Raw genomic sequence first — 14,411 nt, 5'->3', positions numbered from 1 at the left:
TGGTCGCGCCCCGCGGCGGAGCCGCAAATGTACACAGCCCCGCGCCCCTAAAATCCCCTCGGCTGAGGTCTTTTTAGGGGCGCGGGGAACTGCGCGGCCAGCCCCCACCGACCCGCACCCGGCATCAGTCCAGATAGCCCCTCAGCTGATCCGCAAATGCGTGGTCCCGCAGCTTGTTGAGCGTCTTCGACTCGATCTGCCGTATCCGCTCCCGGGTCACCCCGAAGATCCGGCCGATCTCCTCCAGCGTGCGCGGACGCCCGTCAGCCAGCCCGTACCGCAGCTGTACGACCTTGCGCTCCCGCTCCCCCAGCGTCGACAGCACCGCTTCCAGGTGCTGCCGCAACAACAGGAACGCGGCGGACTCCACGGGGCTCGTCGCGTCGCCGTCCTCGATCAGGTCGCCGAGGGCGACGTCGTCCTCCTCCCCCACCGGCGCGTGCAACGACACCGGTTCCTGGGCGAGCCGCAGGACCTCGCTGACGCGTTCGGGGGCGAGGTCGAGGTGGTCGGCGACCTCTTCCGGGGTCGGCTCGTAGCCGCGCTCCTGGAGCATCCGCCGCTGGACGCGGACGACGCGGTTGATGAGTTCGACGACGTGCACCGGGACGCGAATCGTGCGGGCCTGGTCGGCGAGGGCGCGGGACATGGCCTGGCGGATCCACCAGGTGGCGTAGGTGGAGAACTTGTAGCCGCGGGCGTAGTCGAATTTCTCGACCGCCCTGATCAGGCCGAGGTTTCCCTCCTGGACGAGGTCGAGCATGGTCAGCCCGCGTCCGACGTACCGTTTCGCGACGGAGACGACGAGCCGCAGGTTGGCCTCGATCAGGCGGCGCTTGGCCATGCGGCCCATGACGACCAACTTGTCCAGGTCGAGGGCGAGTTGGCTGTCCAGGTCGGTGGCGCCGCCGAGCTTCTCCTCGGCGAACAGGCCGGCCTCGACGCGGCGGGCGAGGTCGACCTCTTCGGCCGCGGTGAGCAGCGGGATGCGGCCGATCTCGCGCAGGTACTGGCGGAACAGGTCCGAGGAGGGCGCGCCGTTGTCGGCGGCGACCCGGCCGCGGGGCCGTACGTCGGGCTCGGGGGTCTCGGCGGTCTCCACCGCTTCGGCCGTCGGTTCTTCGAGCTCGGGCGGGCTCTCCGGGTCCGCGTTTTCGGGGTGGTGCGCGGCACGGCTCTGCGGGGGGACGGTCGCGAGGACATCGGTCTCCGCGTCCGGTTCCGCGCCGTCCGTCGTGCTGGTCTCGGTCTGGTCGAGGGTCTGGGTCTGCACGGGGGCGACCTCCAGGATGATCGCTGCCAGGGGGTACGACAGCGGTACTTCAGGGGCGGAGTGGGCGGCCTCGCCGCAATCCGTCCCGTACTCGATGAGCGGAACCGCGGGGGTGAAGGACCCGCCGGGGACGGATCGGCCGCGCTCCGAGGACTCAGGCACCGGAACCCAGTGTGGAGTACGACACATCGCCGCCACGAGGGGCGTGCGGTGACTTTTTGAGTCCGTTCCGTAACTACGCGCTCAGAGCGCTGTGGCGCCGTGCACCTGGAGTGCCTGGTCGTACTGCTGAAGAACCCACAACTCGTTCTGTACGGCGGCCAGTTCCGCCGAGTCTCCGTGGCTGCCGAGGCGGGTGAGCGTGCCCTGGATGTCGTGGATCCGGCGTACTACGGCTCTTCGGCGGACGGTGACGAGCTGCTCGCCCGCGTAGTTCTCGTCGACCGTGCGGCGCAGGATCGCCTCCACGGCGAGCTCGGTGACCATCGCGCGGACCGCGTCGTCCGGTGCCGCCTCTCGGACCCGGACGAGATAGTCCTGGGGGTCCTGGAGGCCGTACTCGGCGCCGCCCGCCTCGATGATCGCCTCGCGTACGGCCGCGTAGGGCGGGGCGGTGAACTCGTCGACGCCGTACGCGTCGAAGGCCGGGGAGACCAACTCGGGGCGCTGGAGGGCGAGTTTGAGGAGTTCGCGTTCGGTGGCGAAGACCGGGTTGCGGAGGGTGAGGGCTGGGCCGCCGGTGGGCGGGCGGGGGGTGGTGTCGTACTGCTGCTGGGCGCCGCCCCTCGCGGGCGCGGGGCCCTTGCCGCCGCGGTCGCGGGCCCAACGGGCCAGCTGCGCAACCCTCTTGACCACGAACTGGGTGTCGAGGATGCCGAGCATGCCCGCGAGCTGGACGGCGACCTCGTGCTGGGCGCCGCTGTTCTTGATGCGGGCGACGATCGGGGCCGCCTCGTCCAGGGCGGAGGCGCGGCCTGCGGGGGTGTCGAGGTCGTAGCGGACGACGATCTGGCGGAGCGCGAACTCGAAGAGCGGGGTGCGGGGTTCGACCAGGTCGGCGACCGCCTCGTCGCCCTTGGCCAGGCGCAGTTCGCACGGATCCATGTTGTCGGGCGCGATCGCGATGTAGGTCTCGGCGGCGAACTTCTGGTCGTCCTCGAAGGCGCGCAGGGCCGCCTTCTGGCCGGCCGCGTCGCCGTCGAAGGTGAAGATCACGCGCGCGCTGCCGTTGTCCATCAGCAGCCTGCGGAGGATCTTGATGTGGTCGGTGCCGAAGGCCGTGCCGCAGGTGGCGATGGCGGTGGTGACTCCGGCGAGGTGGCAGGCCATGACGTCGGTGTAGCCCTCGACGACGACCGCGCGGGACGACTTGGCGATGTCCTTCTTCGCGAGGTCGATGCCGTACAGGACCTGGGACTTCTTGTAGATCGCGGTGTCCGGCGTGTTGAGGTACTTCGGGCCGTTGTCCGACTCGTAGAGCTTCCTCGCGCCGAAGCCGACGACCTCGCCGCCGATGTCGCGGATCGGCCACATCAGACGGCCGCGGAAGCGGTCGATGGGGCCGCGGCGGCCCTCCTGGGAGAGACCGGAGAGGAGCAGCTCCTTGTCGGTGAAGCCCTTGCCCCGGAGGTAGCGGGTGAGGTGGTCCCAGCCCTGGGGGCTGTAGCCGACGGAGAAGTGCTCGGCGGCGGACTGGTCGAAGCCGCGCTCGGCGAGGAACTTGCGGCCGGCGTCCGCCTCGGGGCCGACGGCGAGCTGCTCCACGTAGAAGTCGGCGGCGGCCTTGTGGGCCTCGACCAGGCGGATGCGCTCGCCGCGCTGGTGGGAGGGGTTGTACCCGCCCTCCTCGTACCGCAGCGTGATGCCGGCCTGGGCGGCCAGGCGCTCGACCGACTCCGAGAAGGTGAGGTGGTCGACCTTCATCACGAACGTGATGGTGTCGCCGCCCTCCTGGCAGCCGAAGCAGTGGAAGAGACCCTTGCTCGGGCTGACCTGGAAGGACGGCGACTTCTCGTCGTGGAACGGGCAGAGACCCTTGAGGTTGCCGCCGCCCGCGTTCCGCAGCTGGAGGTACTCGGACACCACGGCGTCGATCGGGACCGCGTCCCGAACCGCCTTCACGTCCTCGTCGTTGATCCGTCCTGCCACGCGTGAATTCTACGGGGCCGGACTGACACCAGTGACGACGAGAACGTCTAGGACCCCAGGCTGTCCAGCGGAACGTGTGGGTCCGCCAGGGCCTCGGTGTTCACCTGTGTCCTGGAGCGGATGAGCTGCTGGATGGGCTCTGTGACGTCCCACACATTCACGTTCATCCCGGCCAGCACGCGTCCCTCCTTCAGCCAGAAGGCGATGAACTCCCGCTTGCCCGCGTCTCCCCGGATCACCACTTCGTCGTAGGAGCCCGGGGGCGCCCAGCCGGAGTACTCCATACCCAAGTCGTACTGGTCGGAGAAGAAATAGGGCACGCGGTCGTAGGTGACGTCCTTGCCGAGCATCGCGCGGGCCGCCGCCGGGCCGCCGTTGAGGGCGTTGGCCCAGTGCTCCACCCGCAGCCGGGTGTCGAAGAGGGCGTGGTGGAAGGCGGCCACGTCACCGGCCGCGTAGATGTCGGGGTCGGAGGTGCGCAGCCGTTCGTCGACCGCGATGCCGCCGCCGTGCGCGCGGTCGGCCAGCTCCAGGCCGGCCGCCTCGGCGAGCGCGGTGCGGGGGGCCGCGCCGATGGCCGCGAGGACGTCGTGCGCGGGGTGCTCCTCGCCGTCGTCCGTGCGGGCCGCGAGGACCATGCCGTCCTGGCCGACGATCTCGGTGAGCCGGGCGCCGAAGTGGAAGCGGACGCCGTGCTCGGCGTGCAGGTCGGCGAAGAGCTGGCCGAGTTCGGGGCCGAGGACTCCGTGCAGCGGGGTCTGCGAGGGTTCTACGACGGTCACCTCGGCGCCGTACTCGCGGGCCGCCGCCGCGACCTCCAGGCCGATCCAGCCGCCGCCGGCGATCACCAGATGGCCGTTGTCCCGGCCCAGTGAGGTGAGGACGCCCTTGAGGCGCTCGGCGTGCGAGAGGCGGCGCAGATGGTGGACGCCCGCGAGGTCCGTGCCCGGGATGTCGAGGCGGCGGGGCTCGGAGCCGGTGGCGATGAGCAGCTTGTCGTAGTGGACAAGGGTGCCGTCGTCCCCGAAGCGGACCGTCTTGGCCGTACGGTCGATGGCGTCGACGGTCTGGCCGAGATGCAGCTCGATGTCGTTGCGCGCGTACCAGGCGGGTTCGTGGACGAAGACGCTGTCGCGCTCCTCCTTGCCGAGGAGGTAGCCCTTGGACAACGGCGGACGCTCGTACGGGTGGTCGCGTTCGTCGCAGATCAGTATCACGCGGCCGGTGAAGCCCTCCGCTCGGAGCGCCTCGGCCGCCTTGGCGCCGGCCAGGCCTCCTCCGACGATGACGAATGTCTGATCCGCGTCGACCACTTGATGCCTCCTCGTAAGGGTGCCGCCATATGCGAGCGTCCCGCACGCAGCGTGATGCGGGAAGGGGGTGTGGCCCGATCAGGCCACGGAGGGTCACATTCGGGCTTGTTCCGCGTCACTGTGCCCCAGGGATGTGAGATGTGCGTGAAGAGACCGCGCCGACGCGTCGGTCAATGACGCGATCTGATCGACGATCACCCGCTTGCGGGCGCGGTCGTCGGGCGCCTCGTCGAACTGGGCGCGGAACTGCGGCTCCAGACCGTCCGGGGCGCGGCTCGTGAGCACCTCGGCGAGTTCGGCGACCACGACGCGCTCGTCGGCGCGGATGCGCTCCTGCTCGGCGCGCTGCATGACGTACCGGTCGGCGACCGCCTTGAGGACCGCGCACTCCAGCCGTGCTTCGTGCGGTACGACGAGTTCGGCGTCGTAGCGGGTGAGGCGGCCGGTGCCGTACCTCGCGCGCGTGGCGGCCTCGGCGGCCAGGCAGAAGTGGCCGATGAGCTGGCTGGTGGCGTCCTTGAGGCGGGCCTGCGCGACCGCCGAGCCGTCGTATCCGTGCGGCCACCACGGCTGGTTCTGGAGCCGGTCCAGCGCCTCGGCGAGTTCGTCGGGGGCCGTGTCCGCGGGGACGTAGCGGCCGATGGCCACCTTGAAGATCTCCTGGCGTTCCGGTTCGGCGTGCAGGCAGTTGGGGTCGATGTGGCCCGCGTGCAGGCCGTCCTCGACGTCGTGCACGGAGTACGCCACGTCGTCCGACCAGTCCATGACCTGGGCCTCGAAGCAGGTGCGGGTGCCGGGGGCGCCCTTGCGGACCCAGTCGAAGACGGGCCTGTCGTCGTCGTAGACACCGAACTTGGGGGACTTGGGGTCGGTGGGGTGGGCTCCGCGCGGCCAGGGGTACTTGGTGGCTGCGTCCAAGGCGGCTCGGGTGAGGTTGAGGCCTACGGAGCCTTCGGCGGTGAAGCGCTTGGGCTCGATACGCGTGAGGAGTCTCAGGGATTGCGCGTTGCCCTCGAAGCCGCCGCAGTCGTCGGCGAATTCGTTCAGTGCCTGTTCTCCGTTGTGGCCGAAGGGTGGGTGGCCGAGGTCGTGGGAGAGGCAGGCCGCTTCGACCAGGTCGGGGTCGCACCCCAGGGCCGCGCCCAGTTCCCTGCCTACCTGGGCGCACTCCAGGGAGTGGGTCAGGCGGGTGCGGGGGCTGGCGTCCCAGGCCTGGCTGCGGGTTCCCGGTGTGACCACCTGGGTTTTGCCGGCGAGCCTTCTGAGTGCGGCGGAGTGGAGTACGCGCGCGCGGTCACGCTGAAAGGCGGTGCGGCCGGGGCGTTTGTCGGGTTCGGGGGCCCAGCGTTCGGTTGCGTGCGCGTCGTAGGACATGTCTCGACAGTAAGCGCAGGCAGTGACAATTCAGGAGTTGCGGGGCGCCTATGCATCTGCCGGGTGCGGATTCGTTTGCGGGTGACCGTCGCATGTGGCTGGTCGCGCCCACGCGGCGGAGCCGCAAATCGATACAGCCCCGCGCCCCTTAGGGAGTCGGCCCCGCTGTTGCTTTCAAGCGGACGCCAGTTCCGGTTCTGTGCTCACCGTCGTCGCCATCGCCTGGTCGTAGCGGTGCAGTACCAAGCGGGCCATCGCCGGGTGGACTCCCAAGGGTGCCGATGCGATCCACGGAGCCGCCTCCGCGCACTGTGTCGCGAAGCGGCCGGGGGCCGTGAAGCAGGACGCCACTGCCACCCTGTGGCGGCCTCGGGCGGCCAACGCCCGGACGGCTGTCTGGACCGTGGGGGTCGCCGCCGAGGCGTACGCGGGGATCACGGGGACTCCCAGGCGGTCGGCGAGGAGTTGGGCCGTGTGGTTGGTGTCCACCTTGGAGTCCGGGTCACGGGATCCTGCCGCGGCCAGGACCACGGCGCTGGAGCGGCGGGTCCGGTCGTCCGTCCGGGTGCGCCAGCCCGCCTCCACCAGGCGGTCGTAGAGGGTCTCCACGAGGAGGGGGTGCGGGCCCAACGGGGGTGCCACGCGCGTGCGTGCCGGTGTCTCGGCGGCCAGTTCGGGGATGTCGCGCTTGACGTGGTAGCCGCGGGCCAGGAGGAGGGGGACGAGGACGGCGTCCGTGGGGCCGAGTGCGGTGAGGGTGTCCGTCAGACGGGGCTCGTTGAGTTCGATGTGGCCCAGGTGGACGGGGAGGCCGGGGCGCAGTTCGCGGACGCGTTCCACGAGGGCTCGTACGGTGCTCAGGGCGCGCGGGTCGCGGCTGCCGTGCGCGACCAGGACGAGCGCGGGCGGGCCGGGGCGGCGGCTGCCGTTCAGGGAGACGAGGCTGAGCTGGCTGGCGAGCTGACTGCTGATCCGGTTCATGAGATGCGCCGTACTGTCGAGGGTCGTGGACTCGTCGTGGGGATGATGCGACGCCGTCATGAAGAGATGGTGGCGGTACGACGTTGCCGTGCCGTTGCACCGGAATGACGGGTCTTTTCCGGGGGTTCACGGTGGGGTGCCGGGGGTGTGTGAGGCGAGGTGACCTGCGGCTTCGACGTTCACAGTGAAGCCGGTCACACTGCCGGCGGCGAACCGGAGCGGGTTACGGCGCGTCTGTGACTGTCGAAACCGAACGGTGAGGGGCCCTTCCATGCGTCGCCTGAAACTCCGCAGACCTCGGCTGCCACGCACGCGTGCCGGGTGGCGGCGGCTCGTGCAGGGGGTCGCCCTCGCGTGTGTCCTCGCGCTGCTGCCGGCGACCTGGCTGTGGGTGGCGACGGCGGACCGGCTGCGGACCCTTCAGGACGCGCCGCGCACCGATGTGGCCGTGGTCTTCGGGGCCGGGCTGTGGGACGGCGAGCCGTCGCCGTATCTCGCGCACCGGCTGGACGCGGCGGCCACGCTGTACCGGGAGGGCCGGGTGAAGGTCGTCCTGGTGACCGGTGACAACAGCCGCAAGGACTACGACGAGCCGGACGCGATGCGTGTCTACCTGGCGAAGCACGGGGTGCCACGCGCGCGCGTGGTGACCGATTACGCCGGCTTCGACACCTGGGACTCCTGTGTCCGCGCCAAGAAGATCTTCGGCGTCGGCAGGGCCGTGCTCATCAGCCAGAAGTTCCACATCCGGCGGGCGGTCGCGCTGTGCGAGGCGGCGGGGGTCGACTCGTACGGCGTCGGGGTCGACGAGGCGCACAACGCGACCTGGTACTACGGCGGTACCCGCGAGGTGTTCGCGGCGGGCAAGGCGGCGCTGGACGTGGCGATCCATCCCGATCCGCAGTTCCTCGGCCCGAAGGAGACGGGGGTCGCGCGGGCGCTGGCCTCCGGCAGCAACTGAGTCCCGTTCAGCGGCGGTGGCGCCAGTCGCCGCCCTCGATCAGTTTGCCGTGGGTGCGCAGGGCGGCGGTGACGGCGGGGGACGCGAGGTACACCCAGGCGCGTACCGCCGTGCCGTCGGCGTCGCGGGTCACCGGGCGTTCGACGCGCTCGTAGAGGTTGCGCGGGTCGCCGGGGGCGTAGTCCTCAAGCCGGTCGAGGGCGAGGAGGAGTCGGGGGTAGGACTCGGGGCGCGCGGTGACGAGTTCGCCGACGACCACCGAGCCGGGGCCCTCGACGGCGTACGGGTAGCCGGGGCCTTCGTAGAGGACGGCGCCGTGCAGGTGTCCCGGTTCCTCCGACTCCGTGTGGCCGCGCAGGAAGAGGTCGTGGTTGGGCTCGCCGGGGCGGAGGGTGCCGTAGACGAAGAAGGGGAGGGGCGTCGTCATCACTCTCCTTGGGGGCGGGGGCCGAGAAGCCTTTGCACGCGCTATGGACACGACATGTCATGACCCTTTAAATCTCATTCAACATCAACGCGGCCCCCACGCCCCCCACTTGCGTTCTTGAGGAGACCGATGAGTCTGACACGGCACGTTCATGGTTCCCGTCTCGCCACGGCCGGTATCGCGGCCGGCGCCGCGACCCTGCTGGCCGCCACCCTCTCCCCCATCGCCCACGCCGTCGACCGGCCGACGCGGAGCACCGCGATCGCGAACGCCGCGTCCGCGCTGGTGGCCCATGCCACGAGTCTGGGGCTGACCGCCTCGGAAGCCACGTCGGTCCGGGACGTGATCGTCGACCCGGACGGCACGCAGCACGTCCGCTACAACCGGACGTACCGTCAGCTCCCGGTGCTCGGCGGTGACTTCGTGGTGCATCTGGCTCCGAACGGGAGTTATCGGAGCGCCGACCGTGCGACCCGCGCCTCCATATCCCTGGCGACCGTCACACCGAAGGTGGCCGCTCCGAAGGCGGCGGACCTGGCCGTCAACGCGTTGCGGGCGGCCCATCTCGGCGAGGCGCTCAAGAGCGTAACCGCCAAGCCCCAGCTGATAGTCGACGCCCTCCACGGCACCCCGAAACTCGCCTGGCGGACCGACGTCGTCGCCAAGGACTCGCTCGGCAACCCGGTCGCCCGCACGGTGCTGACCGACGCCCGCACCGGCGCCCGGATCGACGCCTGGGACAGTGTGGAGACGGCGACCGGCGACGGGCAGTCGCTGTACAGCGGGACGGTGCCGCTGGAGACGACGCTGTCGGGATCGGCGTACCAGCTCAAGGACGCGACGCGCGGCGGGACCTACACCGGTGACGCGGCGAACAAGACGGACCTGTGCATCCTCGGCATCTGCATCAGCCGGGCGCCGTCCACGGTGTTCACGGACACCGACAACCACTGGGGCACGGGCGCGAGTTCGGACCGTTCGTCGGCGGCGGTGGACGCGCAGTACGGCACGAACGAGACCTGGGACTACTACAAGAACATCCACGGCCGCAACGGCATCGCGGGCGACGGGAAGGGTTCGTACAACCGGGTCCACTACGGCAACAGCTACAACAACGCCTTCTGGGACGACAGTTGCTTCTGCATGACGTACGGCGACGGTGACGGGACGCAGCTCGGTCCGCTGGTGGCGCTGGATGTCGCCGGGCACGAGATGACGCACGGCGTGACGTCGAAGACGGCGGCGCTGACGTACTCGGGCGAGTCCGGCGGGCTCAACGAGGCGACCTCCGACATCATGGGCACGCTGGTGGAGTGGTACGCCAACAACGCGTCCGACCAGGGGGATTACCTCATCGGCGAGAAGATCGTGCGGTCCGGCTTCGGGCGGCCGGCGCTGCGGTACATGGACAAGCCGTCCAAGGACGGGAATTCCGCGGACTGCTGGAGTTCGACGGTCGGGAATCTGGACGTCCACTACTCGTCGGGCGTCGCGAACCACTTCGCGTATCTCCTCGCGGAGGGCAGCGGCGCGAAGACGATCAACGGGGTCGACTACAACTCCCCCAGTTGCAACGGCTCTTCGGTCGGCGGGATCGGCCGGGACAAGCTGGGGGCCATCTGGTACCGGGCGCTGACGGTCTATATGACGTCCTCGACGAACTACGCCGGGGCCCGTACGGCGACGCTCAGCGCGGCCAAGGACCTTTACGGGGTGGGGAGTTCGGAGTACGCCGCGGTGGCCGCGGCCTGGAGCGCGGTCAACGTGGGGTGAGACCCGGGTCACGTTCGTCCATGTCACAGGAGCCAGGGCCGTCTCGTCCCGTGGGTGTAGCCACTGACGACGACGGCCCACGGAGGGCATCATGGACGCACGACTGAACTACCTCGCCAGCCCGACCGCGAGCAAGGCCGCCAAGCAGTTCATGGCAGTCGGCAGGTCGCTCAAGAACTCCGAACTGCCCGCTCTGACACAGGAGTTGGTGGCGCTGCGGGTCAGCCAGATCAACGGCTGCGCCGTCTGCGTCGACATGCACACCAAGGAGGCCGCCGCGGCCGGCGAGACCTCGGTGCGGCTGAACCTGGTCGCGGCGTGGCGCGAGGCCACGGTCTTCACCGAGGCCGAACGGGCCGCGCTGGAACTGGCGGAGGAGGGGACCCGGGTCGCGGACGCGGCCGGCGGGGTGAACGACGAGGTGTGGGCGCACGCCGCCAAGCACTTCGACGACGAGCAGCTCACCGCGCTGGTCATCCTGGTGTCCTTCATGAACTCGGTGAACCGCCTGAACATCATCACCCGCCAGCCGTGTGCGGGCGACTACGAGCCCGGCCTGTTCGGCTGAACCCCGCCCACACCCGCACCGGCCAGGACGAGGAGATCCCGCGTGAGCGAAACCGACCGGAAGGCCCAGGAGTTCGAGGAGCTGCGACCGCTGCTGTTCTCGATCGCCTATCGGATCCTGGGCAGTGTGGGCGAGGCCGAGGACGCGGTGCAGGAGACCTGGCTGCGCTACGACGGCTCGACGACCCGGCCCACCTCGACCAAGTCGTTCCTGTCGGCCACGGTCACGCGGATCTCGATCGACGTACTGCGTTCGGCGCGGGTACGGCGGGAGGAGTACGTCGGGCCGTGGTTCCCGGAGCCGCTGCTGAGCGACCCGTACCAGGATCCGGCGCGGTCGGTGGAGCTGGCCGACTCGGTGTCGATGGCGGCGCTTCTGCTGCTGGAGCAACTCAGCCCGCTGGAGCGGGCGGTGTTCGTGCTGCGCGAGGTGTTCGCCTTCGGCTTCGACGAGATCGCCACGACCGTGGGGCGTTCGGAGTCGGCGTGCCGGCAACTGCTGGTGCGGGCCCGGCGGCACATGGCGGACAAGCGGCCCCGGTTCGCCGCGGACCGGCAGGAGCGGCAGGAGCTGGCGACCCGGTTCTTCGACGCGCTGAAGAACGGTGACGTGGGCGGGCTGCGTGAACTGCTCGTCGCCGACGTGCAGTTCGTCGGGGACGGCGGCGGAAAGGCCCCGCAGCTGGCCAGGGCAATCATGGGCGCGGAGAACGTGGCCCGGGTGCTCGGCACGGTCTTCCCCTGGCTGATCCGGATCGATGTGTCGTTCGAGCCGCACGACGTCAACGGCCAGCCCGGCGCGCTCTTCCGCGACCGCGACGGCAAGGTGCTCCACGCCCTGGCCCTCGACGTGGTCGACGGCCGGATCCAGACCATCCGTGCGGTGATCAACCCCGACAAGCTCACCCACCTCGGCCCGGTCGCCGACGCCTGGGCCGTCGACCGCGAACTGAAGCAGGCCAGACGGGGCTGATCCGGAGCCCCACAAGTACAACGCCGCCGCGACCACGGCGCCGCTCCGTGCCTTCCGAGGTGAGGGAACTGCGCGTCGGGCCGGTCCAACACCTCCTGGGTCCTGACCAGTTGGCGGGTCTCGGGCGGGTCGGTCGCCTTCGCCTTGACGCCGAAGAAGTTGTTGCCGGGGTTGAGCGCGCCGTCAATGCCCTCGCCGATCCAGCCGTCGGCGATGAGCCTGGGGTAGCCGGGGTCCTGGCGGTCGGCGGCGATGTCGTAGCGGACGTATTGGGGGCCGCTGAAGAAGTAGAGCTCTCCGTCCGCCCAGTGAGCGGGTAGCCGTCGTCGACGGTCTGGGTGGCGAACGGGACGCGGACGTACTCCGTGCCCGGAACACGTAGAGGTGGGCCTGGCCCAGGTCGACCCTCCTCCCAGCCGGACGGCAACCCGCCCCAGGCCGCGCCGAGTTGCCAGTCGATGATGCTCCGGTGAATTCCGCGCGGAGCGCTACCCGGAGTACGGCCTTCGCTCCCGTGCCTCCTTCAACGCCCGCCCCCACCACACCAGTTGGTCGAGCATCGCCTTCGCCGCCGCGTCCGGGGCGGCGGGGTCCTTGAGGAGGCCGCGGTCGTCGAAGGACGCGCCCGCGTTGTGGAAGGAGACGGTGTCGCGGACCGTGACGGCGTGGAGTTCGGCGAAGACCTGGCGGAGGTGTTCCACCGCGCGCAGGCCGCCCGCGAGGCCGCCGTAGGAGACAAGGGCGACGGGCTTGGCGCGCCACTCCGTGTAGTGCCAGTCGATGAGGTTCTTGAGGCCGGCCGGGAAGGAGTGGTTGTACTCGGGGGTGAGGACGACGAAGGCGTCGGCCGAGGACAGTTTCGGGGTGATGCCGGAGAGGGCGGCGGTCGCCTCCGGGGTCGGGGCGAGGGTCGTGGGCAGGTGACCGGTGTCGGCGACGTCGACGACCTGGAGGGTGAGGTCGGCGCGGTCGTTCACGTGGGTGAGGAGCCAGTCGGCGACGACCGGGCCGAAGCGGCGGTGGCGGTTGCTGCCGATGACGACGGTGACGGGGAGCGGAGCGGTGTCGGTGTCCATGCGGGCAGCCTGGTACCTCAACCATTCTTGAGGTCAAGCCCGACCGGTCGTCACCCGTTCACACGCTCGGCGTGCGCTCTTCGGGTAGTCCTTCGGGACGGGGTCGCCGTACCCCCATGACCTGCTGAAACGGCGGCGGGACGGGCCGTTCCGGCCCCCTCCTGACACCCATTCACCACACTTCTGACGCACGCTCAGGAAGCGGGCTCGGCCCGGTGCCACTTACCTCGGAAGGGCAGCCAACCACAGCTCGGAGGAGCACCGATGCGTCGTACGGCCCGTCTGCTGACCGGTACCGCGCTCGCCGTCGCCGTCGCTGGTCTCGCGACCGCACCGGCGTACGGCGGCGAGACCGGCAGCCTGGAGGTGTTCCCGTCGAGCGCCGTGCCGGGCGGCGACGTCACGGTGAACACGGCCGCGTGCGGCGACGGCGGTACGGCGGCCGGTGACGCCAGCGCGGTGGGCGCCGGCACGTTCACGCTGGCGCCGAGCACGCACGAGGGCGACGCGATCGGGCAGTTCAAGGTGCCGCCGAGCGCGCAGCCGGGGACGTACGAGATCGTCGCGAAGTGCACGGACGGCCGACAGGTCTCCGGCGATCTGATGGTGACGCTGGCCTCGATGCGGCAACAGGTACAGCCGCGCGGAAGTGTGAAGACGGGGGTCGGTGGCGCCCTGGGCCCCGACCCCGTGCAGACCGCGGCCGGTGTGACGGCTCTCGCCGTCGCCGCCGCGGGCGGTACCTGGCTCCTGCATCGCCGGGCGAGAGGCGACGGGATCTGACGGACACCCTCCGCTGTCCGTCCGCCGGTACCGCAAGCCCCTCCCCCTCCGGGTCCGACGCCCCTCGTGACCCGGAGGGGGCGCGGGGCAGGCCCTGGTCATGGAGAGGGGTGCGTAATGCGTCGTCGTAGATGTCGTGCGGGATTCGGCAATACCGCGATAGGGGCCGTCACCGTGGGCGCCCTGTGCGCGGGCGCGTGGCTGCTGACCAGTGGCAGCGGGACGAACGCGCCGCCGCAGCCGTCCGCCGCAGAGGCCCGCCCCGATCCGGCCGTCGAACGCGCCGCGGCCAGTGCGCTGCCGCCGTCGCCGCCGGACCGCATCCGTATCCCGGCCATCCATGTGGACGCCCCGCTGATGGGCCTCAAACTGACGAACACAGGGAGCCTGGACGTGCCCCCGGCCGCGAAGAAGAACCTCGCCGGCTGGTACGAGTCCGGCACCACTCCTGGTGAGACCGGCACGGCGATCGTCGCGGGCCATGTCGACAACGCCGACGGGCCCGCCGTCTTCTACGACCTCGGTGCCCTGAAGAAGGGCAACACCGTCGAACTGGACCGGCTGGACGGCACCGTCGCGCTGTTCACGGTCGACGCGGTCGAGGTGTATCAGGCAAGCCACTTCCCCGACCAGAAGGTCTACGGCGCCGCCGAGCGGCCCGAGTTGCGGGTGATCACGTGCGGGGGCGGCTACTCGCGGTCGACGGGTTATCAGGGGAATGTCGTCGTGTTCGCGCATCTGACGGGGAGTCGCTAGCCCCCA

13 protein-coding genes and 1 pseudogene are annotated in these 14,411 nt (G+C 70.3%); 6 read left to right on the top strand and 8 right to left on the bottom strand.

Features of this window, described 5'->3' with window-relative positions:
- Positions 1 to 124: 124 nt before the first annotated feature.
- From OH768_RS35405 to OH768_RS35385, 5 genes are all read right to left on the bottom strand, one after another.
- Positions 125 to 1,435 (bottom strand): RNA polymerase sigma factor, encoded by a 1,311-nt coding sequence (locus tag OH768_RS35405; RefSeq protein WP_406460009.1) that lies wholly within the window; start codon positions 1,433 to 1,435, stop codon positions 125 to 127.
- 81 nt (positions 1,436 to 1,516) lie between these two features.
- Positions 1,517 to 3,421, bottom strand: coding sequence for a DNA primase (gene dnaG / locus OH768_RS35400; RefSeq protein ID WP_406460008.1), 1,905 nt, complete (start codon positions 3,419 to 3,421; stop codon positions 1,517 to 1,519).
- A 47-nt stretch (positions 3,422 to 3,468) separates the two neighbouring features.
- The gene (locus tag OH768_RS35395) at positions 3,469 to 4,734 is read right to left on the bottom strand and encodes an NAD(P)/FAD-dependent oxidoreductase (RefSeq protein WP_406460007.1); all 1,266 of its coding nucleotides are present in this window, start codon (positions 4,732 to 4,734) and stop codon (positions 3,469 to 3,471) included.
- A 93-nt stretch (positions 4,735 to 4,827) separates the two neighbouring features.
- Positions 4,828 to 6,108 (bottom strand): deoxyguanosinetriphosphate triphosphohydrolase, encoded by a 1,281-nt coding sequence (locus OH768_RS35390; protein WP_406460006.1) that lies wholly within the window; start codon positions 6,106 to 6,108, stop codon positions 4,828 to 4,830.
- A 174-nt stretch (positions 6,109 to 6,282) separates the two neighbouring features.
- Positions 6,283 to 7,149: a sirohydrochlorin chelatase gene (locus OH768_RS35385; RefSeq protein ID WP_406460005.1), complete on the bottom strand. Its 867-nt coding sequence runs from the start codon at positions 7,147 to 7,149 to the stop codon at positions 6,283 to 6,285.
- Between the two features lie 211 nt (positions 7,150 to 7,360).
- Between OH768_RS35385 and OH768_RS35380 the strand changes: the two genes are divergently transcribed.
- Complete coding sequence (locus OH768_RS35380) at positions 7,361 to 8,050, top strand: vancomycin high temperature exclusion protein (protein ID WP_406460004.1); 690 nt, start codon at positions 7,361 to 7,363, stop codon at positions 8,048 to 8,050.
- Between the two features lie 7 nt (positions 8,051 to 8,057).
- Here the strand turns inward: OH768_RS35380 and OH768_RS35375 are convergent, their stop codons facing one another.
- The gene (locus tag OH768_RS35375; RefSeq protein WP_406460003.1) at positions 8,058 to 8,477 is read right to left on the bottom strand and encodes a gamma-glutamylcyclotransferase family protein; all 420 of its coding nucleotides are present in this window, start codon (positions 8,475 to 8,477) and stop codon (positions 8,058 to 8,060) included.
- Positions 8,478 to 8,606: 129 nt separating this feature from the next.
- Between OH768_RS35375 and OH768_RS35370 the strand changes: the two genes are divergently transcribed.
- The 3 genes from OH768_RS35370 to OH768_RS35360 all read left to right on the top strand — a co-directional run bounded on the left by OH768_RS35370 (position 8,607) and on the right by OH768_RS35360 (position 11,790).
- Positions 8,607 to 10,250 (top strand): M4 family metallopeptidase, encoded by a 1,644-nt coding sequence (locus tag OH768_RS35370; protein ID WP_406460002.1) that lies wholly within the window; start codon positions 8,607 to 8,609, stop codon positions 10,248 to 10,250.
- 91 nt (positions 10,251 to 10,341) lie between these two features.
- Entirely contained in the window at positions 10,342 to 10,818 is a 477-nt protein-coding gene (locus tag OH768_RS35365) for a carboxymuconolactone decarboxylase family protein (protein ID WP_406460001.1), read from the top strand.
- A 42-nt stretch (positions 10,819 to 10,860) separates the two neighbouring features.
- The gene (locus OH768_RS35360; RefSeq protein ID WP_406460000.1) at positions 10,861 to 11,790 is read left to right on the top strand and encodes an RNA polymerase sigma-70 factor; all 930 of its coding nucleotides are present in this window, start codon (positions 10,861 to 10,863) and stop codon (positions 11,788 to 11,790) included.
- A 248-nt stretch (positions 11,791 to 12,038) separates the two neighbouring features.
- Here the strand turns inward: OH768_RS35360 and OH768_RS35355 are convergent.
- Together OH768_RS35355 and OH768_RS35350 are read right to left on the bottom strand one after the other, a co-directional pair.
- Positions 12,039 to 12,206, bottom strand: a pseudogene (locus OH768_RS35355) (hemopexin repeat-containing protein); the annotation flags it as partial.
- A gap of 72 nt (positions 12,207 to 12,278) precedes the next feature.
- Entirely contained in the window at positions 12,279 to 12,866 is a 588-nt protein-coding gene (locus OH768_RS35350) for an NADPH-dependent FMN reductase (protein WP_406459999.1), read from the bottom strand.
- A 264-nt stretch (positions 12,867 to 13,130) separates the two neighbouring features.
- Here OH768_RS35350 and OH768_RS35345 point away from each other — a divergent pair, with 264 nt between their 5' ends.
- Both OH768_RS35345 and OH768_RS35340 read left to right on the top strand, forming a co-directional pair.
- Positions 13,131 to 13,649 carry a hypothetical protein gene (locus OH768_RS35345; protein ID WP_406459998.1) on the top strand — a complete coding sequence of 173 codons (519 nt, stop codon included), beginning with the start codon at positions 13,131 to 13,133 and terminating at the stop codon, positions 13,647 to 13,649.
- A 117-nt stretch (positions 13,650 to 13,766) separates the two neighbouring features.
- Entirely contained in the window at positions 13,767 to 14,405 is a 639-nt protein-coding gene (locus tag OH768_RS35340) for a class F sortase (RefSeq protein WP_406459997.1), read from the top strand.
- The last annotated feature ends 6 nt before the right edge of the window (positions 14,406 to 14,411 follow it).

This window comes from Streptomyces sp. NBC_01622, assembly GCF_045209635.1.
Classification (GTDB): domain Bacteria; phylum Actinomycetota; class Actinomycetes; order Streptomycetales; family Streptomycetaceae; genus Streptomyces.
The sequence above is the reverse complement of the archived record's forward strand: the minus strand, read 5'-3'. Positions and strand labels throughout refer to the sequence as shown.

Coding starts and splice junctions, on each gene's coding strand:
- OH768_RS35390 (WP_406460006.1), bottom strand. CDS start 6,108: ATGTCCTACGACGCGCACGCAACCGAACGCTGGGCCCCCGAACCCGAC.
- OH768_RS35385 (WP_406460005.1), bottom strand. CDS start 7,149: ATGACGGCGTCGCATCATCCCCACGACGAGTCCACGACCCTCGACAGT.
- OH768_RS35380 (WP_406460004.1), top strand. CDS start 7,361: ATGCGTCGCCTGAAACTCCGCAGACCTCGGCTGCCACGCACGCGTGCC.
- OH768_RS35375 (WP_406460003.1), bottom strand. CDS start 8,477: ATGACGACGCCCCTCCCCTTCTTCGTCTACGGCACCCTCCGCCCCGGC.
- OH768_RS35370 (WP_406460002.1), top strand. CDS start 8,607: ATGAGTCTGACACGGCACGTTCATGGTTCCCGTCTCGCCACGGCCGGT.
- OH768_RS35365 (WP_406460001.1), top strand. CDS start 10,342: ATGGACGCACGACTGAACTACCTCGCCAGCCCGACCGCGAGCAAGGCC.
- OH768_RS35350 (WP_406459999.1), bottom strand. CDS start 12,866: ATGGACACCGACACCGCTCCGCTCCCCGTCACCGTCGTCATCGGCAGC.
- OH768_RS35345 (WP_406459998.1), top strand. CDS start 13,131: ATGCGTCGTACGGCCCGTCTGCTGACCGGTACCGCGCTCGCCGTCGCC.
- OH768_RS35340 (WP_406459997.1), top strand. CDS start 13,767: ATGCGTCGTCGTAGATGTCGTGCGGGATTCGGCAATACCGCGATAGGG.